Genomic DNA, 25,789 nt, shown 5'->3' with positions numbered 1-25,789 from the left:
GGCAGGTACGCGTGTGCTGATCCCGTGGGGCATAATCTGGACAGACCCTGCAACAATTTCTCCCTTCTGTCCAGGGCTCAGTACCTATGAAAAAAGCCAGTCCCGCCTCAGGGGAAACCCTCGAGCGCCTAAAATTGAGCCTCTACCTAGTGCCTATTTTCGGGGTCGTGCCCGCTCTTTACAGCCTGTGGCAAAAGCAGGGCAGCCGCCAAGAGCTAGCAGTCAGTCGGCTGGTGATTACCCTGGCCTTTACCTGGGTGATTACCTACGGTATGCTCAGCGCCGGGAGCCATCTGGCACCAGGGCTATCGCTGCGGCTACTGATCTCCAACACCCTAGTAACCACCGGCTATACCCTGACCAACCTCGTTCTGATGGTGCGTCTATTGCAGGGCAAATCGGTCAACCTGACAGGGTTCAGCCAATGGAGCAAGCGGCTGCCCTAGGATTATGGGTGCCGACTCAGCCTTCCTGCTAGCACAAATTTTGGATTGCGAGAAAGCGCCAGACCTTGTCCTCAGGGCCTTCCATGGTCCCACAAAAAATTAACCCAATTTGTTGGGTCCGTGCCATATTACGTGGGTCGGCTGACTAAATTGCTGTTAACATGCAGCTAAAAATTTGGCAGAGTCATCCCCCTACGGGGCTGTAATCTCCTACCCCGTTCACTTTTACTGCCCCGAGGTCCCTGGTGTCTCAACGTCATCCCCAACATCCCAACGCTCGTTCATCCCAGGGGCATCCACAAAAAATGCCAACTCAGCCGCGACGACGCATGCCACGCATGCTCGGCGTGGGCATTGCCCTGGCCTCAGTGGCGGGCATATCGGGAGTGGCCGGGGCAATGCTGGCAGTTTCGCTGTCGGCAGCACCGCTCATGCAGCAAGATCTGAGTGCCGAAGAATCTGGAGTGTTTAGCCAGGATGCCGCGATCGCGTCAGGCGGTAACCTGCGGCTGCCTCGCCTGACTCGTCCGGTGAATATTCTGGTGCTAGGCGTCAAGGTGTTGACGACGGACGTCGAGAGCGTGCCGCCCGAACTGGAAGACGTGGGCTACCACGCCCTAGTCAACTCCTTTGACGGTCTCTCAGACTCGATGCTGCTGCTGCGGTTTAATCCCCAAACCGAGCAAATGGTGGTGCTTTCCCTGCCCCGCGACACCCGCACCTACGTGCGCGGTCGGCTGACTAAGCTCAACGAGGCCAACCGCGACGGCGGCCCCGCCCTAGCCGCCGAGTCAGTCAGCGATCTATTGGGTGGCGTGGCCGTCGATCGCTACGTGCGCATCAACGTGCAGGGGGTCGAAAAACTCATTGACGCCCTGGGCGGGGTCACAGTCAACGTACCCGCCGACATGAAGTACCAGGACGATAGCCAGCACCTCTACATTAATCTCAAGGCGGGAGAACAAAAACTCAACGGCAATCAGGCGCTCCAGTTCCTGCGCTTTCGCTACGATTCCCAGGGCGATATCGGCCGCATTCAGCGCCAGCAGATGTTTATGCGGGCCCTGGCTGAGCAGGCCCTCAATCCGGCAACCATTGCCCGGCTACCCAAAATTTTGTCGGTGATTCAGGAGAACGTCGACACCAACCTGTCAGTAGAAGAGCTGTTGGCCCTGGTGGGCTACGGAGCACAAATCAATCGCTCTAACGTACAAATGCTGATGCTGCCAGGCAGCTTCAGCAGCCCCCAAGAATTCACAGCGAGCTACTGGCTACCCAGCTACAACGACATCGACGGCATGGTTGACCAGTATTTCGGTTTTGGCACCCAGCGGGTCGCTACCACCAGCGACCCCAGTCGGGTGCGGGTTGCCATTCAAGATAGCACCAACGACCCAGTAGCGGTACAAGCCCTGACCCGGGCGCTGCGTGAAAGTGGCTACTCCAATATTTTTGTCGACCAGACCCTGAACGACCCCCTGCCTATTAGCCGCATTGTGGCCCAGCGAGGCGATGGCGCGACTGCTGAAATGGTGCATCGCTTTTTGGGAATTGGCGAAGTGCGGGTGGAAAGCACTGGTGCCCTTAACTCCGATATCACCATTCAGCTGGGGCAAGACTGGAACCAGGGCTTGGGTGAGTCGCTTTAAAATCACTCGATCGCGACCATGCCCCTAGGACGTAGACTGGCGGGGTAGCGATCGCATCGGATGAACACCTATGGCGCAGTGGGTTTGGGGCGCAGCCGCGCTAGCCGGTCTCAGCACAGTGGGCATGGCCACCCTGGCTCAGGCCCAGACCACTCTCCAAGTGGTCTATCCTCCCGATGGCCATCAGACCACGGCAGAGCAGATCTTTTTCATTGGCACTGGGGCCGCCGACCAGCCCGTGCTGCTCAATGGCGCACCCATTGACGGACGCAGCGCCTCGGGGCACTTTGCCCCTTCCCGCCCCCTCAATCTCGGCACCAACACCTTTATCCTTACCCAGGGCGATCAAACTCTAGCCATCACCGTGACGCGAGTAGTCGCCGGGCCAACTCTACCCGCGACCCTAGGCTTTGCTGACGGCTCCCTAGTCCCCGCCGCAGACGTTGCTCGTCAGCCGGGGGATTGGGTCTGTCTAGGGGCGATCGCCCCCGCCAACGCTACCGTCACGGCATCTCTGGCAGGGCAGACCTATACCCTGCTGCCCCAGGGCGATCGCGCCGATCTGCCCCCCAACTCAGCCGTCCTCACCGACCAGGCTCAGCCCATCGCTGTTACCACCGCTGGCCCCAGCCGCTACGAAAGCTGCTTCATGGCCACAGCCCCAGGCCACCTCGGCAAACCGACCTACAGCCTCACCCAGGGTGGCTCCACGATCACCGCGTCGGCCCCCGGTGCCGTCAGCATTCAGAATCCCAGTGCGATCGAGGTCATCGAAGTCACCGCTGCCGCTGGCGTAGCCCGCACCGGCCCCAGCACCGACTATTCCCGCCTCACGCCCCTGCCCCAGGGCACCCGTGCCAGAGTTACGAGCCGCGAGGGCGACTGGCTGCGCCTCGACTACGGCGGCTGGATTCGCGCCGCTGAGACTCAGCCAGTGGCAGGGGGAACGGTGGTGCGATCGCTGGTGCGCGGCGTCACCTCCCGCCAGGTGCCAGGCTGGACAGAAATTCACTTTCCCCTGCAAGTCCCCGTACCCGTCAGCGTTGAGCAAGGGACAGACACCTTCAGCCTCACCCTGCACAACACCGTGCCCCAAACCGACACCATCTACGTCACCGACGACGGGCTGGTTGAACGCTTAGACTGGAATCCCGTCCTGCCTGACCAGGTAGAGTACCGAATTCATTTCAAAACCGACCAGCAGTGGGGCTACAAGCTGCGCTACGAAGGCACAACCCTCGTACTATCCCTCAAGCAGCCCCCCAACCTTCAAGCGGCTCGTCCCCTAGCAGGCACCACCATTCTGGTCGACCCCGGCCACGGTGGCGACGAACCGGGCTCACGCGGCCCCAACGGCACCCCCGAAAAAGACGTCAACCTGGCAGTGTCGCTACTCCTACAAGCCGCCCTAGAAGCCCGAGGAGCCCAGGTGATTATGACCCGCACCGCCGATAGCACCGTTGGCGTCAACGATCGCCCCGCCCAGATCGCCCAAGTCGAACCCACCCTAGCCCTCAGCATTCACTACAACGCCCTCCCCGACAGCGGCGACGCCCAAAACACCGCCGGCATCGGTGCCTTCTGGTTCCACACCCAGGCTCACAGCCTGGCTCAGTTCCTCCACGACTACCTGGTAACCGAACTCGATCGCCCCTCCTACGGCGTCTTCTGGAACAACCTCGCCCTCACCCGCCCCCACGTCGCCCCCTCCGTACTGCTAGAGCTAGGCTTCATGATCAACCCCAATGAATTCGAGTGGGTGACGGATCCGCAAGAGCAAGCAAAACTAGCAGAAACCCTGGCCGAGGGAGTGGAGCTTTGGGTGCAGCAAACGGGGGCAGGGGAGTGAGTAGGTGAGTAGGCGAGTGGATGGGTGGGCGAGTGGATGGGTGGATGGGTGGATGGGTAATGAGGTGAAGAGATTAGGGGGGTGAGAGAGCATAGGGAAGAAGACAAGAGAGCTGAGCAACTCAGGATCGATTTGCTTACAAGCCCATTTGCAGGACAGGGGTTTAAACCTATGATCAACCGATTCTTTCCGTGGGGTGAAGGGCGGCGGAACGCCATTCTCGATGGGGGTCTGGGGCCAGCGAAATGGCCCCAGCGGTAGATTTGGCTTTTACCAAAGATTGGGCGCCGCGCCTCACCTATTGCCGAAGTTTAGGATCCCATTCTCAATGCGATCGCCCCACCCCCTAAAATAAGAATTTGTCGAAAGTGCAGGAAACCCCATGACCGTCCGCGTTCGCCTTGCCCCCAGCCCCACGGGAACTCTGCACATTGGTACCGCCCGCACCGCTGTGTTCAACTGGCTATTTGCCCGCCACGAAAGCGGCCAGTTCATTCTCCGCATCGAAGACACCGACGAAGAGCGATCCAAACCAGAATTCACCGACAACATTCTTGCCGGCCTCAAGTGGCTCGGCATGGAGTGGGACGAAGGCCCCTTCTTTCAGTCCCAGCGGCTCGACCTCTACCGCCAGGCCATTCAAACCTTGCTCGATAAGGGCCTCGCCTACCGCGCCTACGACACTCCCGACGAGCTAGACGCTATGCGCGAAACCCAAAAAGCCAGGGGCCATGCCCCCCGCTACGACAACCGCCATCGCGATCTCACCCCCGACCAGCAGGCCGCCTTTGAGGCAGAGGGCCGCTCAGCCGTGATTCGCTTCAAAATTGACGATAGCCGCACCATCACCTGGAACGACATGGTGCGCGGCCCCGTCACCTGGCAGGCCAGCGACCTAGGCGGCGACATGGTCGTCGCCCGCGCCTCCTCCGCCACCACCATTGGCCAGCCCCTCTACAACCTGGCCGTAGTGGTTGACGACATCGACATGTCCATCACCCACGTCATTCGCGGCGAAGACCACATCGCCAACACCGCCAAGCAAATTCTGCTCTACGAAGCCCTCGAAGCTGCCGTGCCCGCCTTTGCCCACGCGCCGCTGATTCTCAACCAAACGGGGCAGAAGCTCTCTAAGCGCGACGGCGTCACCTCCATTTCTGATTTCCAGAAAATGGGCTTTGTGGCTCCGGCCCTGGTCAACTACATGACCCTGCTGGGTTGGTCAGCCCCCGACGCCGCCGAACAGTTCACCCTGGCCGAAGCCGCCAAACAGTTCAGCTTCGATCGCGTCAACAAAGCCGGTGCTAAATTTGATTGGGATAAGCTCGACTGGCTCAATAGCCAGTACCTCCACGCGATGGAGCCGAACGCTCTGCTGGAGCTAGCCCTGCCCTACCTGCAAGACGCTTATGCCGTTGATGCAGAGGCGGATCACGGCTGGCTATTACCCCTAGTGACAATGCTCGGCCCTAGCCTCACCCGACTGACAGACGTTGTGGAGCAAAGCCGCTTTTTCTTTACCGAAACAGTGGAGTTTGCCGACGACGCTAAAGCCCAGGTGCAACTCGACGGCGTGTCCCCTGTACTGGAGGGCATTCTGACGGGGCTCACCGAAAAATCCCCAGCCACCATCGACGAGCTGAAAGCTTTGGTGGATGAAGTCACCAAGGCCCAGGGCGTGAAAAAAGGGCTGGTGATGAAGTCGATGCGCGCGGCGCTGATGGGCGCACTCCAGGGGCCAGACCTGATGGAATCTTGGCTAATTCTGCGCCAGCGCGGCTTTGATGTGCCTCGTCTACAGGGGGCGATCGCGCTGAGCTAGCCTTCGCCAGCGGGCTATTACACCCAAGGTAATGGCTCCCAGCAGCAGCATGAGGCCCCCGGCCAGACCATAGGTGGCGGCTAAACCCAGCTGCTGGCTGAGGGGTTGGCTCACCAGCGGCGATATAAACTGACCAAAGAAAAAACTGGTGGTGAGACCGCCCAAAATCCGTCCTCGCAGGGCCGCTGGGGTCGACGACGTGAGGCAAACGGTCATATTGGGGGTAAAGAGGCCGAGGCCGAGGCCCGCGATCGCCAGCCCCACCAGCACTCCCCCATAGCTCGACGCCTGGCTGATCAACAGGTAGCCCACCCCTATTAGCCCAAAGGCCAGGGCGTAGATAGCGGTAAACGTGAACCGCGCCTTGAGTTTTTGGTAGCTGAGCGAACTGCTGGCCGCGGCTAGGGTGGACAGGGCGATCGCGAGTCCGCTCTGCGACCCATTGGCCCCACTTAGCTGCTGTAGATAGAACGGCAGCTGCACCGGAATCATGTAAAACACGATTTGGGTCAGCAGGGCGATCGCAAAGGTCGTGAGCAGCAACACCCACGGGACCGGTTCAGGGTTGACCGCAGCCAGGGCCTCCGCCTCAGCGCGGCTGACCCGCACCGGTTCAGGCAGCACCAGCAGCACTAGCGGCAGCATCAGCCAGGCTGTCGCATAGATCAAGAACGGAAACCGCCAGCTAATATCGGCCAGGTAGCCACCCAGGGTGAGAAACAGCACGCCGCCCAGCGCCATAAATGCAGCCTGCACCCCCAAAAACTGGGCGCGAGCGGCTCCCAGGTAATAATCGGCAACCAGGGTGGTAGCGGTGGTCATAATGCCCGCCACGCTCAGGCCCAGCACCAGCCGCCCGACCAAAATCCATCCGATATCGTTTAGAAAAAAGCCCGAACTGCCCGCCAAACCGTAGGCAAACACCGACAGCGCCAGCCAGCGCTTGCGGCCAAAGCGATCGATAATTGTGCCTGCGATCGGGGCACCCAGAGCGATAAACAGGGCTGGCACCGTCAGTACCAACCTCACCCAATAGTCGGCGTTGGGCACCGCGGCAAAGTGCGATCGCATCGCGGGCAGGGAGGGGGCGATCGTAGCTCCTGCCATAACCGTTAGGGTGCTGACTAGCAGCAGGGTAGCTTTCACCCCCAACGTCTCGGGATGACGGGGTTTCATCGCAGGGCTCCTCGGCCGTCAAACATTTCTCAACTCAATAACCAGTTAAAGTAACGATAGAGGAGAAGTCTAGCTAACGCTACGCACCTTAAGGTTAGTGGCCCTGGGACAATCAATTTGAGCGGGGATTTGCCCGAGTCCCGTGGCTTACGTTACATTAAGTAAAGATTTATCTCATATTTCTTTTCCCGACTCGAGATTCCGCCCCCGGCAACACCCTGTTACCAGGCATGATAGACGTAGGGCCAAACTCGGTCACCATCCGTTAACTGAACATCCGTTAACACTGAGCACGTTAGTCAATAGAGGCCATAGGTATGAAATTTTCGTGGCGAGTAGCCTTACTGTGGACCCTGCCCCTGCTGGTAATTGGGTTTTTCTTGTGGCAAGGAGCATTTTCGTCGGCTCCGGCCGATATGGGTCGCAACGCGGCCAACACCCGCCTCACCTATGGTCGCTTTCTCGACTATCTTGATGCCGGGCGGGTAACAGCCGTAGACCTCTACGACGGTGGTAGAACCGCCATTGTCGAAGCCGTTGACCCCGATCTAGACAACCGCGTCATGCGCTGGCGGGTTGACCTGCCGGGCAACTCTCCCGATCTGGTGAGCCGTTTGCGCGGTGCCAACATTAGCCTCGACTCTCACCCCCCGCGCAACGATGGCGCTCTGGTGGGTGCCCTGGGCAACCTGCTGTTTCCGCTGCTGCTGATTGGCGGTCTGTTCTTTTTGTTCCGCCGCTCCAACGGCGCCATGGGTGGTCCGGGTCAGGCGATGAGCTTTGGTAAGTCTAAGGCCCGCTTCATGATGGAGGCCAAGACCGGCGTCATGTTCGACGACGTGGCCGGTATCGACGAAGCCAAGGAAGAACTCGAAGAAGTTGTTACCTTCCTGAAGAAGCCCGAGCGCTTTACCGCCATTGGGGCGCGCATTCCTAAGGGTGTGCTGCTGGTGGGCCCTCCCGGTACCGGTAAAACCCTGCTAGCCAAGGCGATCGCAGGTGAAGCCGGCGTACCCTTCTTTAGCATCTCCGGTTCTGAGTTTGTCGAAATGTTCGTCGGCGTCGGCGCTTCTCGCGTGCGCGACCTGTTCAAAAAGGCCAAAGAAAACGCCCCCTGCATCATCTTTATCGATGAGATTGACGCTGTCGGTCGGCAGCGGGGTGCAGGCATCGGCGGCGGCAACGACGAGCGTGAGCAAACCCTCAACCAGCTGCTCACCGAGATGGATGGTTTTGAGGGCAATACCGGCATCATCATCATCGCCGCCACCAACCGGGCAGACGTGCTCGACTCAGCGCTGCTGCGCCCCGGCCGCTTTGACCGTCAGGTGATGGTCGATCCGCCCGACATCAAAGGCCGAATTGAAATCCTCGAAGTCCACGCCCGCAACAAGAAGCTGGCCGAAGACATTTCTCTAGAGACGATCGCCCGTCGCACTCCCGGCTTTACCGGGGCTGACCTGGCTAACCTGCTCAACGAGGCTGCTATTCTCACTGCTCGCCGCCGCAAAGATGGCATGACCATGGCCGAGGTCGATGATGCCGTCGACCGCGTCATCGCCGGTATGGAGGGCACCCCCCTAGTCGACAGCAAGAGCAAGCGGCTGATTGCCTACCACGAGATTGGCCATGCGATCGTCGGCACCCTGGTCAAAGACCACGACCCCGTGCAAAAAGTCACTCTGATTCCCCGTGGTCAGGCTCAGGGTCTCACCTGGTTTACCCCCAGCGAAGAGCAGATGCTGATCTCTCGGGCTCAGATCCTGGCTCGCATTACCGGGGCACTGGGCGGTCGCGCCGCTGAGGACGTGATTTTTGGCGATGCTGAAGTCACCACCGGGGCCGGCAACGATCTCCAGCAGGTGAGCAACATGGCTCGGCAAATGGTCACTCGCTTTGGCATGTCTGACCTGGGGCCGCTGTCCCTCGAAAGCTCCCAAGGTGAGGTGTTCCTCGGTCGCGACTGGCTCTCTCGCTCAGAATATTCTGAAGAAGTGTCGTCTCGCATTGACGGCCAGGTGCGTACTATCGTTGACCACTGCTACACCAACGCCAAGCGCATTATGCAAGACCACCGCGCCCTGATCGATCGCCTCGTCGATCTGCTGGTCGAGCGTGAAACCATCGACGGCGAAGAGCTGCGTCAGATTGTCTCTGAGTACACGGTGGTGCCCGACAAACAGCAGTTTGTGCCCCAGCTCTAGGGTCTAAGCTGTTGAGATGATTGAGGCTCGTCCCTAGGGACGAGCCTTTTTAGTTGGAAAGGAATTGTCTATGCCCCGCCCTGTGCTTTACGTGGCGATTACTAATCACGGCTTTGGCCATGCCACTCGGGCCGCCGCTGTTGCGGCTGCGGTCAAAGCGCTACAGCCCGAGGTGGATTTGGTACTGGCCACCACCGCTCCCCAATGGCTGCTCGACGAATATCTGCCAATGCCCTATGAATATCGTCCGGTGGCCTTTGATATTGGCGTGATTCAGCCCGATAGTCTCACCATGAATTTGCCAGCCACGCTGGCTAAGCTTCAGGATATCCAGGCTCATCAGCGGTCAACCGTGGCCGCAGAGGCCGCCTACCTCAAGCAGCGCGGGGTCAATCTGGTGCTGGCCGATATTCCACCGCTGGCTACGGCGATCGCCCACGCCGCCGACATTCCCTGCTGGATGGTTAGCAACTTTGGCTGGGATTTTATCTATAGAGGCTTTGGCCCAGAGTTTGAGCCGATCGCCCGCTGGATTGGGGACTGTTTTGGCGAGTGCGATCGCCTCTTTCGCCTACCCTTCCACGAACCGATGGCCGCCTTCCCCCGGGTAGAAGATACCGGACTAACCGGAGGAACCCCGCGCTATGAGGCTGAAGCGTTAAGGGCGCAGTGGAATCTGTCTCACCCTAAAGAATGCACAGTTCTACTGACCTTCGGCGGGTTAAGCCTCCAGGCTATTCCCTACGATCGCCTCACCCAGTTCCCCGACTGGCAGTTTCTCACCTTTGAGCAAGACGCCCCCGCCTTGCCCAATCTGTTTAAGGTGCCCAGGCAGGGTTACCGCCCAGTGGATGTCATGCCTCTGTGCAGCCGAATAGTCTCAAAGCCAGGGTTCAGCACCTTCTCCGAAGCCTGCCGCCTAGATCTGCCCATTATTACTATCACCCGGGAAGACTTTGCAGAAGGCCCAGTGCTTGTCAAAGGCCTGCAAGACTACAGCTGGCACCGAGTCCTCACCCCTGCGGAATTTTTTGAGGGCGACTGGGCATTTTTGACCCAGCCCCTCGACCCACCCCGCACTACCAAATCCATCGCCAAAGACGGCAATCATCAGATCGCCAAAGCTATTGTCGATTACCTCAGTCGATAAGTCCGGCACTCAATCAACTACTGCCGACTGGGCTCGCCCTTGCCCAGTCGGCAGTGACGGCGGACTCTGATACGGCAGCGGAATGTACTGCACCGTCGGTCGACCCATCATCGGCTGAGGATAGAGATCCATCAGGCTGTAGATCTCCAGGGGTAAGCCCACAGTCACGGGCAGCCCCATGTCGGTCGCCTCTTCCACTGCGATCGGGTAGTCGTGGGTAACCTGGCCGGTGGTGAGGCGATCGATAATTTTGTCAATGTTGGCCGGGTCAACTTTCTGTCGAGGGTTTGAGTCTTCTAGAAGAGCGCGCACAAATTGCTGCACCTGGTTAATTGCCTTACGGGCTAGATCGGCCGTCACCAGAGTTTGATCGTCCACTTTCTCGGGTGGTTTCGCCTCTAGCACCGTGAGAATGCTGGCGGCCGCCACATTGCCCAACTGAGGATCCACCGGCCCCAACACCGCATTTTCATCCATGACAATTTCGTCGGCCGCCATGGCCAGCATCGTGCCGCCACTCATGGCGTAGTGGGGAATAAACACCGTTACCTTAGCCCCGTGGCGAATCAACGCCCGGGCAATTTGCTCAGTAGCCAGCACCAGTCCCCCCGGAGTATGCAAAATTAAGTCGATAGGCACGTTGGCGGGGGTGAGGCGAATGGCCCGCAAAATTTGCTCTGAGTCCTCGATATTGATAAACCGCGAAATGGGAATGCCCAGCAGGCTGATCGACTCTTGACGGTGAATCAACAAAATCACTCGGCTGCCGCGCTGCTGCTCCAAATTACGAATGGCATTGACCCGTCGCGACTCGACCAGCCGCCGCTGAATGGCAGGTTGAAGAGAGGAGAGAATTAAAAAAATAAAAAACAGGCTGATGACGTTCATGAGCTGACGAATAGATACAGCACCGGCATCAGCACCCGCCCATCCTGTCTGATGGTGGTGGGGCCAATAACCCAACTAATGCCTCTGGCATCTTAGAAACTAACCGATGATCGGGGCGATTGCCCGGTGCGATTCTAAAATCTGGTTCCAAGCTCCCCAGCCCATAGCTATGATGACGAAGGGAACGCTCAAGGATGTGAAACCGTGATTCAACCTTCTGTTGCCGTATTCACCACCGCAATTGTGGCGTTTGCCATCACAGCAACGCCAGCGGCAGATTTGTCCTTTGCGACCCCCAATGGGTTGTTTCGCCTAGAGCCCGACAGCGGCGATCGCGAAGCCCTGCTACCCGAGGGCGATCGTCCCTTCAACACCCTATCCTGGTCTCGCAGCGGCGAGCGGCTGGCCATTGTCCAAAACTACGGCGAAGTCTATCGGGTTGAGCCGGGTACGAACTCTCCCAAACTGGTGTTTTCCAGCGACTGTCAACGGCCGCCCACCATTGATTTGGCCTGGCAGCTCGATGGCGAAACCCTGGTCATTAAGCAGCGCTGCCCCGCCCCCACGACCGGTGCCCCCGCTGAACTAGATCTCTTCCTCAGTCGCCCCACCGGAGAGGTGACAGCCTTTAATTCTTTGCCCGACAGTCCAGAGTCAGACGTTTTCTTAGCGCCCGACGGCAGCCAGATTGCCTATGTGACCGGCCAGCATATTTTCGTAGCCGGGCTGGACGGCAGCCGCCCTCGTCGCATTACCCAAACCCCCGGCATCTACGGTGCTGCCGGAAGTCCTTTGGCCTGGTCCCCCGATGGCACTCAGCTGGCCTTTTACGAGGGCAACTATCCCTTTCAGCGGCTCAATGTAGTGAGGGCTGACGGGGGCGATCGCCGCGTGCTGACGCCCGAAGCCAACTTCCAAATTTACCGCAGCACTGTGCTGTGGTCCCCTGACGGTCGCTACATCGCCCACTATCGGCCCCACAACCCACCCCTCAGCAACCAAGAAATCATTGCTCTAGTCAACGTCAACACTGGAGAAACCCAGTCCCTTACGCGGCCTGGGTTCTACGACGCCCTCAGCTGGGCTCCCAACGGTCAGCAGCTCGTCTTCGCTTCAGGGGCTCAAGCCGGTCGGCAAACCCTGTTTCGTATGGATCTAGTCAGCCAAGAATTTACGGCTTTGACCAGTCAGCCCCTGCAAAACATCCTCGATAGCCAGTGGTCTCCCGATGGCAACTGGATTGCTTTCACGGCCACCCCGCCAGACGACCCGCTAGGTACCCAGGTGCTGCACCGCGTTCACCCCGATGGCACAGCACTGTCTCCCCTAACCGCCCTTGACGAATACGTTTATCCCTTCGCCTGGGTGCCCACGCCGCTCGAAACCAATACCCAAGGCCTAAACGAGACTCCCTAGCTGAGCCTGGATCTCGCTCTGTCGCTGCACCGCCGTCAAAGCTTGCCGGACAACCTCGACCCCGGCCCCAGGTTTAGACGACTCCTCAGTTAGCGTTTGCTTCCACAGGCGGCTGCCGGGCTGACCCGCAAACAGCATCAGCAGGTGGCGAGTAATTTTGTTGAGCTTCAGCCCCTGGCGCACCCAGTGGTCAATGTAGGGCAGCATCGCTTCGGCTACCTGCTGGCGGCTGAGGGGAGCCTCACGGGCGGCAAAAAAGCCCCGATCGACTTGGCTAAAGAGGTAGGGATTATCGTAGGCAGCCCGGCCAACCATGACCCCGTTAACCTGAGCAAGCTGTTCTGTCACCTGGTCAAGACTGGTCAAACCGCCATTGATCTCAATCCACAGGTGGGGAAAGTCTTGTTTGAGGCGGTGCACGTCGCCGTAGCGCAGGGGCGGCACCGTGCGGTTGTCTTTGGGGCTGAGCCCCTGAAGCCAGGCCTTGCGGGCGTGGACGGTAAAGTGGCGGCAGCCGGTCTGGGCCACGGTATCCACGAAAGTGGCCATGTCTTCATAGCGATCGCGATCGTCGATCCCAATCCGGTGTTTGACGCTGACGGGCAGCGGACTGGCGGCCATCATGGCTGCAACACCCTCGGCGACTCGCTCAGGCTGAGCCATCAGGCAGGCCCCAAAGTTGCCGCTGCGGACGCGATCGCTGGGGCAACCCACATTTAAATTGATGGCATCGTAGCCAAAGTCGGCAGCAGCGCGGGCCGAGATTGCCAGCATCTGCGGGTCGTCTCCCCCCACTTGCAGCACCAGCGGCGACTCACTGGGGGTAAAACCCAGCAGATGGTCGCGATCGCCGTGCAAAATTGCTTGGGCCGTCACCATCTCGGTATAAAGCAGAGTGTGCCGAGTGGTCTGCCGCATGAAATAGCGATAATGGCGATCGGTGCGATCCATCATCGGCGCAATGCTGAGGGGCACCTCAATTGCTGTCGCCATTCCGGTTGGGTTCGTCGGTCTCGTCTCTACGGTCATAAAACCGCGCATTTCTGTCATTGTTGTCCCCGTAGTCTAGCACTCTGACTCTGGGTGCCCAAAGTTGGCTTCGGCTAGAGCCAAGAAATTTTGAGGGACGGTTCTCCACCGCTTTAGATCAGTTTTCTACACTAGAGCATCGCCTGTTTTTTTGACACCATTTAAACATCACGTTCAGGTGAATGGCTCAATGAACAATGCGATCGGCTCTTTTTATAACTGGTATAAAGCAACGCTGCGCAATACCAAATATCGCTGGCTCCTGGTTGCAGGAACCCTAATTTATTTGGTTTCTCCCATTGATATTGCCCCTGACTTTTTGCCAATAATTGGCTGGGTTGACGACGGTTTGCTGGCCACCCTGCTTGTCACTGAATTGTCTCAACTTGCGCTAGAGCACCTCAACAAGCGCAAGCAGTCTGGTACTAGCGCAGCCGATGAACCCATTACCACCATCGATGCGTAGGCTGAGTTAGGTCAGCCCCTGCCAGATTCTTTACCCTCAAACCTATCTCCCCGAGATGTCGCTAGTGGCATCTCTTTTTTTGGAGTTTCGTCAGGGCGGGTTTTGAGGTCTTGCGGTAAATTGAAAGCGAATGGCGACCTGCCTAACAACCCTTTAGGTTATAAACTTCCATGACCAACGCCACCAACGTCTTGGGGACTCCCCTTGCCCCCTGCTGCACCTCACCCATGACCGGCTTCTATCGTGATGGCTGCTGCAACACCGGCGCCGGCGACATGGGAGTTCACGTGGTGTGCGCCCAGATGACACCCGAGTTTTTGGCTTTCACCAAGGCCCAGGGCAACGATCTCTCAACACCAGTGCCCGCTTTTCAATTTCCGGGACTCAAGCCGGGCGATCACTGGTGCCTATGCGCCCCTCGCTGGCAAGAAGCCCTAGAGGCTGGGGTCGCACCCCCAGTAATCCTAGACGCCACCCACGCGAGTGCCGTTGAGCACGTTTCTTTGGTTGACCTGAAAAGCTACGCCCTCTGATGAACTAATCAGGCACCCAATCCTCAGTGCCGCTCTAAGCTAAACCTAAGGATGTAGTTAGGGACCAGGTACCTAGGCCAAGAACGTCTCATCCTAAGCGCACCGCCGTACCGCTGGCAGCCACCATCAGCATGTTGCCGCCGTTGTTAATCTCCAACGATTCGTAGTCGATATCTACGGCAATGATGGCGTCGGCTCCTAGCTCTTGGGCAGCCTGCATCATTTCCTTAATAGCGGTGTTGCGGGCCTGGCGCAGGGAATGTTCGTAGGCACCCGATCGCCCGCCGACCACATCGCGAATGCCCGCAAAAAAATCCTTAAAGATATTTGCTCCCAAAATGGCCTCGCCATTCACCAGCCCGCAGTATTCAACTACGGGGCGACCGTCAACGTTGGGACCGGTAGTCAAAATCATGGCTTGCCTCGGTTAAACCGCTTCAGAACTGATCACCTGCATACTAATATCTAGCCACGGAGCCCGGGTAACGGGGGCACTGCTGGAAATAAAATCTACCCCTGTCGCCGCGATCGGCCCTAGGGTCTCTAGCGTTACGTTGCCGGATGCTTCGATCTTGACTGTTGGCTTTTGCTCACGAATGCGCTCAACAGCTGTCTTCATCAGCTCTGGAGACATATTGTCGAGCATGATGATGTCTACGGGGCAGGTGAGTGCTTCGTCGACCTGATCCAGATTGGTCGTTTCCACTTCTACCGTCATTGGGTAAGGAATCGCTGCTCGAATCTGGTCTACCGCCGCCCGAATGCCCCCAGCAGCAGCAATATGGTTGTCTTTAATCATCACCGCATCGTCGAGCCCCATTCGGTGGTTAATGGCTCCACCAACTCGGCTGGCGTACTTCTCGAACTGGCGTAGCCCAGGGGTGGTCTTGCGGGTATCGACAAACCGGGTAGGGCTATCGGCCAACTGCTCCACGTACTGGTGAGTAGCAGTGGCAATGCCGCTCAGGCGCATCACCAGGTTTAAGGCGACCCGTTCACCCGTGAGCAGCACCGCCAGAGAACCGCTAATTTTGGCGACGGTGGTGTCTTTAGGACAAGGGGCGCCATCGTTCACCAAGGGCTCAAAGCTGACGTCAACATCCAGCTGCTGAAAGAGGCAGCGGGCAAAGGGAAGTCCGGCAATGACGCCGGGAGCACGGGTGACCCAAATGGCTTGCCCAGGACGCTGTGCCGAGGCCCCTAGGCCAGCGGTAGTCCAGTCGCCGCGGCCAACATCTTCTTGCAACCAAGCTTGTAGGTATTGATCTAAGGTGATATCAGGAATTGGAAAGCGAGGATCTAAAGACATAGGTATAGGCTCTGGAAGGGCGTTGAGGGCCAGCGCTATTAGCTTAGACCTCAGCAAAGCTCGCAATTTGTGCCACAGCCAGAAATTATTGTGCTAACTTACGAGTAATGCCGCTGTTACGGCAGCAACTCTACAGATTTTACCGTTAGGATTCCAGGAGGTGATGCCCATGCAAGAAAGTAGTAAACGTGTGGGTCTTCAGGTTGAGATCAGCCGGCTGTGCGCCGGGGCTGTACTCTAGCTTCAGTGTTGGTTGCTTCGGCAACTAGCTAAGCTCTCGAAGCTGGCTGAACAGGGTTCCTCCCGGCAGTCAGGTTCAACCTAAGATCCAACTAGACCGCCCCTGCTTAGGAAGACTTTCTTCCCCTGGCAGGGGCGGATAGCTTTTAAATGGGCAACATGTCATGGGGCAACGCTTGATTCATCCTTTCAAGAATCACGGCCCCCGAGGCGATCGCAAAACCACCCTTATCCTAAGGGTGTAATTTATCTGACTCACCGCCATGGCGACAGTCCTCAGCGATCGCGACATCCAAACTAAGCTCAACGGCCTCCCCGACTGGAGCCTTAGCGGCAAGACCATCACCTGTACCCGCACCTTCAAAGATTTTGTGGCGGCTGTTGCCTTCGTCGACCAGCTGGTTGAACCCGCCGAATCCGCAGGACACCACCCGGACCTCAAGATTTCCTATAACCGCGTGGTCATCAGCCTCTCCACCCACGATGCTGGAGGGCTAACCGAAAAAGACTTTGCCTTGGCCCAAGCCATTTCTTCCCTGGGTTAACCCACGCAACGCTTAACTATAACCGTCTCAATCGATCGCATCTTTGAAAAGAGGATCCATATACTTAGCTGGCTAGGTATATGGATCCTCTCTTTCGTTTTCGCTGATACCGCTTGAGCGAGCATCCGTTGCCTTTTCTAGGCTAGATTTCTCCTCAGCCTAGCCAGTTCACAAGCGATCGCAGCTGCGATCGCCCTCCTCCACCAGTTAACTCACGCTTATTGATCCTTAAATACAGGCCAACCTTCTGTTGACGCACCCCTAAACAGGCTTAGGCAATTTGCCCGTTACACACAAACGACACGAATCAACATCTATAAATTGGTAGAGATTTGTAGCCCCGGATATTTTTTGTGGTCAGGCATCGCGCTTGAATAGGCTGGAGCCCTTGTGGCTCTCCAACGGACTCAATTTTTTAGCCTGCTTAAGGTGTGAGGAGCAATTACTGAATGACCAAGCTATTTTGGCAATCTTTGCTGGCTGTGCCCGCTGCCCTAGGTGCAGCTGTGGCCATCTCTGGCTCTGCGATCGCAGCTGAAGCCGCTACCCCTCTGGTCAGTGACTTCGACCAAGACTCTGTTCAACTGGCTCAAATCACCAGTGTTTCAGAACTGACCGACGTGCTGCCCTCCGACTGGGCTTTCCAAGCACTACAAAGCTTGGTTGAGAACTACGGTTGTATTCAGGGTTACCCCGACCGCACCTTCCGTGGTCAGCGCAGCCTCACTCGCTTTGAGTTCGCGGCTGGTCTCAACTCCTGCTTGGACGTGATCGCTACCCTGATCGCCCAGTCCGGCATCGACCCTGATGACCTCGCTACTATTCGTCGTCTGCAAGAAGAGTTCCAGGCTGAACTGGCTACCCTGCGCGGCCGCGTTGATGCCCTGGAAGCTGAAACCGCTACCCTCCGCGCTCAGCAGTTCTCCACCACCACCAAGCTCCGGGGTCAGGCCGACTTCCACCTAGTTACCCCGATTGACACCATTCCAGGTCAAGTCAATACCAGCGTTGCCGCTCGGGCTCGTTTGAACTTCGACTCCAGCTTTACAGGGCGCGATCGCCTGCGCATTCGCCTTCAGTCCGCCAATGGCAACATCCTTCAACCCTTGCGGGGTTTAGCTAACATTAGCAGCAGCAACGCTGGTAACTCTGACAACACCGACTACAACGTCGCTATTGACGACTTCTACTATCGCTTCCCGGTGGGTGAGCGCCTGACAGTAACCGCATCTGCCCGTGGTCTTCAAGGCGATGACTGGGTAACCAGCACCATCGTGCCCTTTGACGGCCCCGCTATACTCGACGCTGGTGGCCCTCAGTTTTACCAAAGTGGGGGTAGCTCTTCCAACGGCGCTGGTGTGGGTCTGAGCTTTGCCCTCACCGACAACATCGTGCTAGATGCCGGTTACACCGCTGGCGGTCCTGGCGCCTTCAACCCCAACGTTGGTATCTTTGCTGCTACTAGCCAGAGCTACATTGCCCAGCTCAGCTTCCTGAGCGATGGCTTCCTAGATGCTGGTATTGCCTACCTGCACAACGATCGGTCTGCTATCTTCCAAGGTGGTCTACCCGGTGGTACTGACACCTTTGCTGGTCTGTTGAACCTCGACTTCGGCGGTTTCTTTATCGCTGGTCACGGTGCTTACCAGACTTTCAATGGCGGCAACGACTTTAGCTGGAACGCTGGGGTCGGCTTCAACGATTTTCTGGCTGAGGGCAGTCAATTAGGTGTCTATGCGGGCCAACTGCCCCAGTTGGTCAACAACATCAACAACCCCTTCATCGTTGAAGGCTACTATCGAATTCCCTTTAACCAGTTCTTGACCATCACCCCTTCGTTGATCTACGGCGATGCCAAGTTGAGCACCCAAACCGACAACACCGGTTTCTGGGGTGCTCTGCGCGCCACCTTCACGTTCTAAAGCAGCTTGGGGCTTTGGGGTTATGCTAAACAACCTCCGAGCCCTTCATTTCAGCTAATTGACAGGTTCTGGGTGTTTGTTGCTAGCCGAGCAGCGCCCATTGATGAATAATTCTCTCTCTATTGTCTTCATAGGGGTTTATTCGCCCTATAGTTTGGGAACCTTAGGTCAGCAGCTAGCGTCTCCGTGTTAGTAAGTTAATCTCGGTCATTCTGGCCAAAACTTATCTAGCCGACACAGAGCATATCTGCTATTGTTGGTTTTGGATGTACGTAAGGTTAAGCTAATTTAGCCTATTAATAGGTTAGATAGACGCCTTGTCGATAGGGATGGCTTTTGCCAAACCTGCTGGTAGGTACACAACAAGCCTTAATTAAGGTGTGAGGAGAAAATACCGAATGACTAAGCTATTTTGGCAATCTCTGCTGGCTGTGCCCGCTGCCCTAGGTGCAGCTGTGGCCATCTCTGGCTCTGCGATCGCAGCTGAAGCTGCTACCCCTCTGGTCAGTGACTTTGACCAAGACTCTGTTCAACTGGCTCAAATCACCAGTGTTTCAGAACTGACCGACGTGCTGCCCTCCGACTGGGCCTTCCAAGCACTACAAAGTCTAGTTGAGAACTACGGTTGTATTCAGGGTTACCCCGACCGCACCTTCCGTGGTCAGCGCAGCTTGACTCGCTTCGAGTTCGCCGCTGGTCTCAACTCCTGCTTGGACGTGATCGCTACCCTGATCGCTCAGTCCGGCATCGACCCTGACGACCTCGCCACCATTCGTCGTTTGCAAGAAGAGTTCCAGGCTGAACTGGCTACCCTGCGCGGCCGCGTCGATGCTCTGGAAGCTGAAACCGCTACCCTGCGCGCTCAGCAGTTCTCCACCACCACCAAGCTGGTTGGTCAGGCTGACATGCACTTGGTAACCCCAATTGACGTCATCACTGGTGAGGCAGGCACCGCCGTTTCTGCTCGTGCCCGCTTGAACTTTGACTCCAGCTTTACCGGCAACGACCGCTTGCGCATTCGTCTGCAATCTGGTCAGGGCAACGCAATCAGCGGCAACAATATCCAGGACCCCAACGTTGGTCTCCTACAGGGTCTTGCTAATGCCAGCAGCAGTGACGCTGGCAACGAAGACAACACCGACTTTAACGTCGCTGTTGACGACTTCTACTACCAGTTCCCCGTTGGTAGCCGCCTTACCGTAACGGCTTCCGCCCGTGGCCTCCAGGGCGATGACTGGGTAACCAGCACCATCGTGCCCTTCGACGGCCCCTCCGTGGCTGATGCCGGCGGTCCTCAGTTCTACGACGCTGGTGGTAGCTCTACCAACGGCGCTGGTGTTGGCTTGAGCTTCGCTCTCACCGACAACATCGTGCTGGATGCTGGTTACACCGCTGGTGGTCCTGGCGCCTTCAACCCCAACGTTGGTATCTTTGCTGCTACTAGCCAGAGCTACATTGCTCAGCTCAGCTTCCTGAGCGATGGCTTCTTGGATGCTGGTATTGCTTACCTCCACAGTGACCAGTCTGCTGGTTTCCAAAATGGTCTACCCGGTGGTGCTGACACCTTTGCTGGTCTGTTGAACCTTGACTTCGGTGGGTTCTTCGTTGCTGGTCACGGTGCTTACACCAGCTACAACGGTGGCAACGACTTTAGCTGGACTGCTGGTCTTGGCTTCAATGACTTCCTGGCTGAGGGTGCTCAACTGGGTGTCTACGGTGGCCAACTGCCTCAGCTAGCTGGTGCTGCTAACAACCCCTTCCTGGTTGAAGGTTACTACGAAATCCCCTTCAACCAGTTCTTGACCATCACACCCGCTGTCATCTATGGCGACCTTAATTCCGTTGCTGCTGATGACGAGATTGGTCTCTGGGGTGCTCTTCGCGCCACCTTCCGTTTCTAAGTTGTCATAACTTAGTCACAACCTAGCTAGGTTTAACTAGCGCTAAGGCTCTGCCATGTTGGCAGAGCCTTTTTCATTTTGGAAAGTTCACAAAATTAAGGACTCTGTCCAATAGCCATGGGGTAACCATAGGCCTTTGAGACTATTTACCCGATCTGGGCTCATGATGTAGACCCAGGCTATCTCCAAGAAGTGCTGGTTTTGGTCATAAACCATTTGCAAGCTCCGCTGATACTCGCTGTTCTGAGGGCGATCAGGGTAATATTCTTCAAAAGCGTCTATGGCCGTAAGAGCGTCTACGGTGGACAACGTCAGCAAAACCCCCTGTACCCAACCGGGTTCTGTGGTCATGGCTGGGTAACCTAGGGGTAGATGGTAGAGCCGTCCTGCTGTCTGGGCCGGTTGGGCTGCGATCGCAAAGGGTTCACAGAGATTGGCAAACGCTCTTTCACCAGGTTTGAGGGTGCCATAAACAAACAAATAGCAAAGAGCATCACCAGACATAGAGTTTTCAAAGGAGTAGACAGCTTGCTCAGCTTGAGTTAGAGACAACCCTTTAGAGTAAAAAACTTTATAAAGCACTAGCAAACTAATCAAAATTGGAGCAATGGGGTTTTGATATCCGGATACTTTACCCTGGGAAAAGTAAGGGTAGATGCAAGCTACACCCCCTAGTTTATAAATCTCTCTCTGGTTAATTGCCCATGAGAATTCTCGTAACTGGCGGAGCCGGGTTTATTGGCTCCCACCTAATTGACCGTTTGATGACCGAGGGTCACGAAGTAATCTGTCTAGATAACTTTTATACGGGTCACCGGCACAATCTGCTGCACTGGCTCGATCACCCCTACTTCGAGGTCATTCGCCACGACGTAACTGAGCCGATTCGGCTTGAGGTTGACCAGATTTATCATCTGGCCTGCCCTGCCTCTCCGGTGCATTACCAGTACAACCCGGTTAAAACTATTAAAACCAACGTCATGGGCACCCTGAATATGTTGGGCTTAGCTAAGCGAGTTAAAGCTCGCTTTCTGCTAGCCTCGACCTCCGAGGTGTATGGCGACCCTGAAGTGCATCCCCAAACCGAAGACTACCGAGGCAATGTCAATCCTATTGGCATTCGTAGCTGCTACGACGAGGGCAAGCGCGTCGCTGAAACCTTGGCCTTTGACTACCATCGACAAAACAACGTCGATATTCGAGTGGCCCGAATTTTCAACACCTATGGGCCTCGCATGCTTGAAAACGATGGCCGTGTAGTCAGCAATTTCGTTGTCCAGGCCCTACAGGGTATTCCACTGACTGTGTACGGTAGCGGTTCTCAAACTCGGAGTTTTTGCTATGTGTCCGATTTGGTGAGCGGCCTAATGCGGCTTATGAATGGCGATTACATTGGTCCAGTCAATCTAGGCAACCCCGATGAGTACACCATTTTACAGCTAGCTCAAACCATCCAGGCTATGGTGAACCCAGACGCTGACTTGATTTACAAACCCCTGCCCCAGGATGACCCCCAGCGCCGCAAGCCGGATATCACTCGGGCTCAAACGTTCCTCGACTGGAATCCTACGGTGCCTCTCCAGGAGGGCCTCAAGCTCACCATCGACGATTTTCGCGGTCGTCAGAGCCCATCAGGAACAACTGCGGTTGTATCACCGACACTGCACTCTGTGACTAACTAGCCTTTGCAGGTATGCCACAGCTAGGAGGTCATAACCTGGCTGTGGCCTCGGGTTTGTCAAGTCAAGAGCATTAAGCTGTCAGCTTAACGTTTGTCGATCGTTCATAAAGTAAGGGATATTTTCTATGCGGGTATGTGTAATTGGTACGGGTTATGTGGGCCTAGTTACCGGGGTATGCTTGGCCAATGTTGGCCACGACGTAGTGTGTATTGATGTCAACGAGGAAAAGGTTAAGCTCATGCAGTCGGGGCAGTCGCCCATTTTTGAGCCTGGGCTGGCTGAGATTATGAAGTCGTCAATGGCGGCTGGCCATCTCCAATTTTCCACTGATCTCAAAGGTGGCGTTGAGCACGGTGACGTTCTATTCATTGCAGTGGGTACCCCAGCATTGCCTACGGGTGAAAGTGATACTCGCTATGTGGAGGCGGTAGCTCGGGGCATTGGCACTCACCTCAACGGCGGTTACAAGGTGATCGTGAACAAATCCACGGTGCCCATTGGTTCGGGCGACTGGGTACGCATGATTGTGTTGGACGGCGTAGCCGAGCGCCAGCTAGTACCCGTGCCGGCTGGGGGTATTCCTGAGACAACCCACCCTGAGGTCACCGCCGATTTCGATGTCGTTAGCAACCCAGAATTTTTGCGCGAAGGCTCGGCGGTATACGACACCTTTAACCCCGATCGCATCGTGCTGGGCAGCAACAGCCCTCGGGCGATCGCCGTGATGAAAGAACTCTATACGCCGATCATAGAACGGCGTTTTGCCGAAGATCCCAGTGCCGACCAGGTTCCTGTACTGGTTACTGATATCAGTTCGGCCGAAATGGTCAAATATGCCTCTAACGCTTTTTTGGCGACCAAAATTAGCTTTATTAATGAAGTCGCCAATATCTGCGATCGCGTGGGGGCCGACGTGACCCAAGTGGCGCACGGCATTGGTCTAGATTCTCGCATCGGCAAAAAGTTTTTGCAGGCGGGCATTGGCTGGGGTGGATCGTGCTTTCCCAAAGACGTATCGGCCCTGATCCATACCGCTGATGACTATGGCTATGAGGCTCAGCTACTCAAAGCCGCTGTGGAGGTTAACAACCGCCAGCGTCAAATTACCCTTGAAAAACTTCAGCAAGTGCTCAAGATTCTTAAGGGAAAAACCGTCGGCCTGCTGGGGCTCACGTTCAAGCCTGATACCGACGACATGCGCGATGCGCCAGCGTTGATTTTAATTGAGCAGCTCAATCGCCTAGGAGCCAAAGTCAAAGCCTATGACCCAATTGTTTCCCAGAGCGGACTGCGCCATGGGCTGACGGGTGTCATCGTTGAGACTGACGCCTCGCATTTGGCCGATCACTGCGATGCCCTGGTCCTAGTGACTGACTGGCAGCAGTTCAAACAGCTCGACTATACTGCTATGGCCCAGCGGATGAATAGCCCTATCATCATTGATGGCCGCAACTTCCTCGATCGCGAAGCCATGGTACGGGCAGGGTTCCAGTACTTCGGCATCGGTCGCTAATGCGTAGCTGTTATGCCTATCGCACTAAGTTTCTAGAGCGATAGGCATGGCTCTAGTGATGGCAGCCGTTCCACAGATCAGTGAACCTTGGGGCACAAGACCTGAGGTTTTTTGGTTTCCAGCAGCGAAACGTTCCCAACAACCTACTCCCTCACAGTAGGTTGTTGGGTTAAGTCTGCGAGGCTAGCTCGACTGGCCTTAAGATGAACAAATAACCCATTATGCTGCCCTGTTATGACTGCCTACGCGTCTGCTTCAAGCTCTGCCTACGCTTTAGAAGATGAAGCTTGGTGGGTACAGCGCTGGGTAGAGCTGTTGAACACCTACCGCTTTAAGAAGCGTCTGGAGCGGGGACGCATCTACGCCCGAGAAGGTCACATTCTCAGCCTAGAGTACAAGGGGTCTAAGGTCACGGCCCTGGTGCAAGGCACCGCTGAAGAACCTTACAAGCTTTCGATCTGGCTCGACGCTTTTAGCGACGAAGACTGGAACTATGTCATCGATTCGCTTTCAGAGCAGGCTATCTATTCTGCTCAGCTGCTGGCGGGGGAAATGCCGGCTGAAATTGAGGCTGTTTTTACCGCCAACGGCCTCAGTCTCTACCCATTCAACCTGTCAGAAGTGCATTCTAAATGCAGTTGCCCCGATCCTAAAAATCCCTGCAAGCACATTGCAGCGGTGTATTACCAGCTCGGAGATTTTTTTCGCGAGGACCCGTTTGTGCTGTTTCAACTGCGGGGTCGCAGTCGTGACAGCATTTTGGACGCGCTACGGCAGCGACGGCAGAGTACCGCTACGTCTACCGAAGTTCTTGCCCCTGATACAGAATTGGGCATTCAGCCAGAGTCTGGGAAGGCCACCAGTCAAATCGATCTCCAGCATTTTTGGGCCTATACAGACCCCCTAGATTCGGAACTGGTGGTAATTACCCCTGCCGAAACAACGGTTTTAGATGTGCTGGGTAAAATACCGCTTCCCCCTGAGGATGCGCCCGCAGTGATGGGTCACCTCAAGGAGATTTACCAAACCGTAGCTCAGCAGGCGATGATGCAGGCTCTAGGCTAGGCAGCTCGAGTCAGCGACAGCAGGCGTCGTAGCCCCAGCCAGCCAATGATAGAGTAGCCAGCAGCCAGCAGCAGGCTAATCACTGAGACGCGGATGCCAGAGCGCCAGGCCTCAACCCTAACGCGCTGCTCGGCTTCCGCCCGGCGGGTACCAATTTCGGTCTCAATTTGCTGCTGGGCTTGGTCGGCCCGCTGCTGCAAGAACTGAGTGAGCCCCTCTGGATCGTTGCGGTACTGTTCAATGTCGGCAGGCAGCTGGCCGCTCTGGATCGCTTGGGATAAAAGTTCGTCATTTTCAAACAGCGCCCCTAGCTGAGTCTGCTGCTGGCTGAGTTCGGTAGACAGCCGTTGTTGCAGCTGAGTTGCGGCTTCGCCAGCTTCGGTGCTGACCTGGGCCAGGGCCGCTTGACTGGAGAGGCGGACGGCGTTGAGGTGCAGCAGCGTGAGTAGCAGGTAGACCAAACCCAGCACGCTGGCCAGAGCACAGACCCAAAACCGCAGATCGGTGGTCAAAGATTTGCGCTGCCCCCCCTTGCCAACAGAACTGTCTAGCCAAAACCCGGTTAACAGCAGGGCCATGCCCACGAGGGGGACAATGCCGCGATCGACGAGCTGAGTGGTGGTGGCCAACTGCCACTGCACGTTGGTGAGATTGGGTGGAATCAGTAGAATCAGAAAGTCGAGCAGGGCTGACAGAATAGCGATCGCACCGGCTACCTTCAAAGCGATCGCGGCTAGGGGGGATATCACCGGACTGGTAACAGCGGGTTCAGAGGTCATAGGAATGGTCGATGGCTACAGATAACCATTCTGCCCTGGCCCGGTCAGAAAACCACATAATTCGCTATAAAAGCTTGAGCTTTGCTGGCATCAACCCACTCTCAGTTCTATCGTTTGGCGGTCAAGCTAGGGCGTCAAGAACTGCGATCGCGAGCTTTTCTACCACCACGCGATCGCAGGATGAAGAAACCGATCGCGCCTGCTC

General features: G+C 56.6%; 22 protein-coding genes. 15 read left to right on the top strand and 7 right to left on the bottom strand.

Features of this window, described 5'->3' with window-relative positions; translation table 11 throughout:
- Nucleotides 1-86: 86 nt before the first annotated feature.
- The 4 genes from H6F75_RS19745 to gltX all read left to right on the top strand — a co-directional run bounded on the left by H6F75_RS19745 (nucleotide 87) and on the right by gltX (nucleotide 5,766).
- A complete protein-coding gene (locus tag H6F75_RS19745; protein ID WP_190754118.1) occupies nucleotides 87-446 on the top strand; it encodes a hypothetical protein in 360 nt (119 codons plus the stop codon).
- A gap of 305 nt (nucleotides 447-751) precedes the next feature.
- Entirely contained in the window at nucleotides 752-2,095 is a 1,344-nt protein-coding gene (locus tag H6F75_RS19740; RefSeq protein WP_190754117.1) for an LCP family protein, read from the top strand.
- A gap of 70 nt (nucleotides 2,096-2,165) precedes the next feature.
- Complete coding sequence (locus H6F75_RS19735; protein ID WP_190754116.1) at nucleotides 2,166-3,944, top strand: N-acetylmuramoyl-L-alanine amidase; 1,779 nt, start codon at nucleotides 2,166-2,168, stop codon at nucleotides 3,942-3,944.
- 382 nt (nucleotides 3,945-4,326) lie between these two features.
- The gene (gene gltX, locus H6F75_RS19730; RefSeq protein WP_190754115.1) at nucleotides 4,327-5,766 is read left to right on the top strand and encodes a glutamate--tRNA ligase; all 1,440 of its coding nucleotides are present in this window, start codon (nucleotides 4,327-4,329) and stop codon (nucleotides 5,764-5,766) included.
- Here gltX and H6F75_RS19725 read toward each other — a convergent pair.
- Nucleotides 5,740-6,942 (bottom strand): MFS transporter, encoded by a 1,203-nt coding sequence (locus H6F75_RS19725; protein WP_190754114.1) that lies wholly within the window; start codon nucleotides 6,940-6,942, stop codon nucleotides 5,740-5,742. The genes gltX and H6F75_RS19725 overlap by 27 nt on opposite strands.
- 317 nt (nucleotides 6,943-7,259) lie before the next feature.
- Between H6F75_RS19725 and ftsH2 the strand changes: the two genes are divergently transcribed.
- Both ftsH2 and H6F75_RS19715 read left to right on the top strand, forming a co-directional pair.
- Nucleotides 7,260-9,146 carry an ATP-dependent zinc metalloprotease FtsH2 gene (gene ftsH2 / locus H6F75_RS19720; protein ID WP_190754113.1) on the top strand — a complete coding sequence of 629 codons (1,887 nt, stop codon included), beginning with the start codon at nucleotides 7,260-7,262 and terminating at the stop codon, nucleotides 9,144-9,146.
- A 70-nt stretch (nucleotides 9,147-9,216) separates the two neighbouring features.
- Nucleotides 9,217-10,296, top strand: a complete 1,080-nt coding sequence (locus H6F75_RS19715) for a glycosyl transferase (protein ID WP_190754112.1) — start codon at nucleotides 9,217-9,219, stop codon at nucleotides 10,294-10,296.
- 9 nt (nucleotides 10,297-10,305) lie between these two features.
- On the opposite strand, the gene H6F75_RS19710 is transcribed toward H6F75_RS19715, so the two are convergent.
- Nucleotides 10,306-11,184, bottom strand: coding sequence for a hypothetical protein (locus H6F75_RS19710; protein ID WP_190754111.1), 879 nt, complete (start codon nucleotides 11,182-11,184; stop codon nucleotides 10,306-10,308).
- Between the two features lie 204 nt (nucleotides 11,185-11,388).
- On the opposite strand from H6F75_RS19710, the gene H6F75_RS19705 reads away from it, so the two are divergent.
- Complete coding sequence (locus tag H6F75_RS19705) at nucleotides 11,389-12,600, top strand: PD40 domain-containing protein (protein ID WP_190754110.1); 1,212 nt, start codon at nucleotides 11,389-11,391, stop codon at nucleotides 12,598-12,600.
- Here the strand turns inward: H6F75_RS19705 and dusA are convergent.
- The gene (gene dusA, locus H6F75_RS19700; protein WP_190754109.1) at nucleotides 12,583-13,593 is read right to left on the bottom strand and encodes a tRNA dihydrouridine(20/20a) synthase DusA; all 1,011 of its coding nucleotides are present in this window, start codon (nucleotides 13,591-13,593) and stop codon (nucleotides 12,583-12,585) included. The genes H6F75_RS19705 and dusA overlap by 18 nt on opposite strands.
- A 226-nt stretch (nucleotides 13,594-13,819) precedes the next feature.
- On the opposite strand from dusA, the gene H6F75_RS19695 reads away from it, so the two are divergent.
- Entirely contained in the window at nucleotides 13,820-14,095 is a 276-nt protein-coding gene (locus tag H6F75_RS19695; RefSeq protein ID WP_190754206.1) for a YkvA family protein, read from the top strand.
- 170 nt (nucleotides 14,096-14,265) lie between these two features.
- The gene (locus H6F75_RS19690; RefSeq protein ID WP_190754108.1) at nucleotides 14,266-14,628 is read left to right on the top strand and encodes a DUF2237 domain-containing protein; all 363 of its coding nucleotides are present in this window, start codon (nucleotides 14,266-14,268) and stop codon (nucleotides 14,626-14,628) included.
- 88 nt (nucleotides 14,629-14,716) lie between these two features.
- Here H6F75_RS19690 and H6F75_RS19685 read toward each other — a convergent pair whose 3' ends face one another.
- Both H6F75_RS19685 and nadC read right to left on the bottom strand, forming a co-directional pair.
- Nucleotides 14,717-15,043 (bottom strand): heavy metal-binding domain-containing protein, encoded by a 327-nt coding sequence (locus tag H6F75_RS19685; protein ID WP_190625903.1) that lies wholly within the window; start codon nucleotides 15,041-15,043, stop codon nucleotides 14,717-14,719.
- A gap of 12 nt (nucleotides 15,044-15,055) precedes the next feature.
- Nucleotides 15,056-15,937: a carboxylating nicotinate-nucleotide diphosphorylase gene (gene nadC / locus H6F75_RS19680; RefSeq protein WP_190754107.1), complete on the bottom strand. Its 882-nt coding sequence runs from the start codon at nucleotides 15,935-15,937 to the stop codon at nucleotides 15,056-15,058.
- Between the two features lie 503 nt (nucleotides 15,938-16,440).
- Here nadC and H6F75_RS19675 point away from each other — a divergent pair.
- The 3 genes from H6F75_RS19675 (at nucleotide 16,441) to H6F75_RS19665 (ending at nucleotide 20,545) form a co-directional block, all read left to right on the top strand.
- Nucleotides 16,441-16,722, top strand: a complete 282-nt coding sequence (locus tag H6F75_RS19675; RefSeq protein WP_190754106.1) for a 4a-hydroxytetrahydrobiopterin dehydratase — start codon at nucleotides 16,441-16,443, stop codon at nucleotides 16,720-16,722.
- 449 nt (nucleotides 16,723-17,171) lie between these two features.
- Nucleotides 17,172-18,644, top strand: coding sequence for an iron uptake porin (locus H6F75_RS19670; protein ID WP_190754105.1), 1,473 nt, complete (start codon nucleotides 17,172-17,174; stop codon nucleotides 18,642-18,644).
- 398 nt (nucleotides 18,645-19,042) lie between these two features.
- Nucleotides 19,043-20,545 carry an iron uptake porin gene (locus H6F75_RS19665; RefSeq protein ID WP_190754104.1) on the top strand — a complete coding sequence of 501 codons (1,503 nt, stop codon included), beginning with the start codon at nucleotides 19,043-19,045 and terminating at the stop codon, nucleotides 20,543-20,545.
- A gap of 87 nt (nucleotides 20,546-20,632) precedes the next feature.
- On the opposite strand, the gene H6F75_RS19660 is transcribed toward H6F75_RS19665, so the two are convergent.
- A complete protein-coding gene (locus H6F75_RS19660) occupies nucleotides 20,633-21,049 on the bottom strand; it encodes a gamma-glutamylcyclotransferase family protein (protein ID WP_190754103.1) in 417 nt (138 codons plus the stop codon).
- Between the two features lie 200 nt (nucleotides 21,050-21,249).
- Between H6F75_RS19660 and H6F75_RS19655 the strand changes: the two genes are divergently transcribed.
- The 3 genes from H6F75_RS19655 (at nucleotide 21,250) to H6F75_RS19645 (ending at nucleotide 24,805) form a co-directional block, all read left to right on the top strand.
- Nucleotides 21,250-22,227: a UDP-glucuronic acid decarboxylase family protein gene (locus tag H6F75_RS19655; RefSeq protein WP_190754102.1), complete on the top strand. Its 978-nt coding sequence runs from the start codon at nucleotides 21,250-21,252 to the stop codon at nucleotides 22,225-22,227.
- 124 nt (nucleotides 22,228-22,351) lie between these two features.
- A complete protein-coding gene (locus H6F75_RS19650) occupies nucleotides 22,352-23,740 on the top strand; it encodes a UDP-glucose/GDP-mannose dehydrogenase family protein (protein ID WP_190754101.1) in 1,389 nt (462 codons plus the stop codon).
- 234 nt (nucleotides 23,741-23,974) lie between these two features.
- Nucleotides 23,975-24,805 carry an SWIM zinc finger family protein gene (locus tag H6F75_RS19645; RefSeq protein WP_190754100.1) on the top strand — a complete coding sequence of 277 codons (831 nt, stop codon included), beginning with the start codon at nucleotides 23,975-23,977 and terminating at the stop codon, nucleotides 24,803-24,805.
- Here H6F75_RS19645 and H6F75_RS19640 read toward each other — a convergent pair.
- Complete coding sequence (locus H6F75_RS19640) at nucleotides 24,802-25,584, bottom strand: HpsJ family protein (RefSeq protein ID WP_190754099.1); 783 nt, start codon at nucleotides 25,582-25,584, stop codon at nucleotides 24,802-24,804. The two genes, H6F75_RS19645 and H6F75_RS19640, sit on opposite strands and share 4 nt — an antisense overlap.
- Nucleotides 25,585-25,789: the final 205 nt, after the last annotated feature.

The sequence above is a fragment of the Nodosilinea sp. FACHB-131 genome (assembly GCF_014695395.1).
In the GTDB taxonomy this organism is placed as follows: Bacteria; Cyanobacteriota; Cyanobacteriia; order Phormidesmidales; family Phormidesmidaceae; genus Nodosilinea.
The sequence above is the reverse complement of the archived record's forward strand: the minus strand, read 5'-3'. Positions and strand labels throughout refer to the sequence as shown.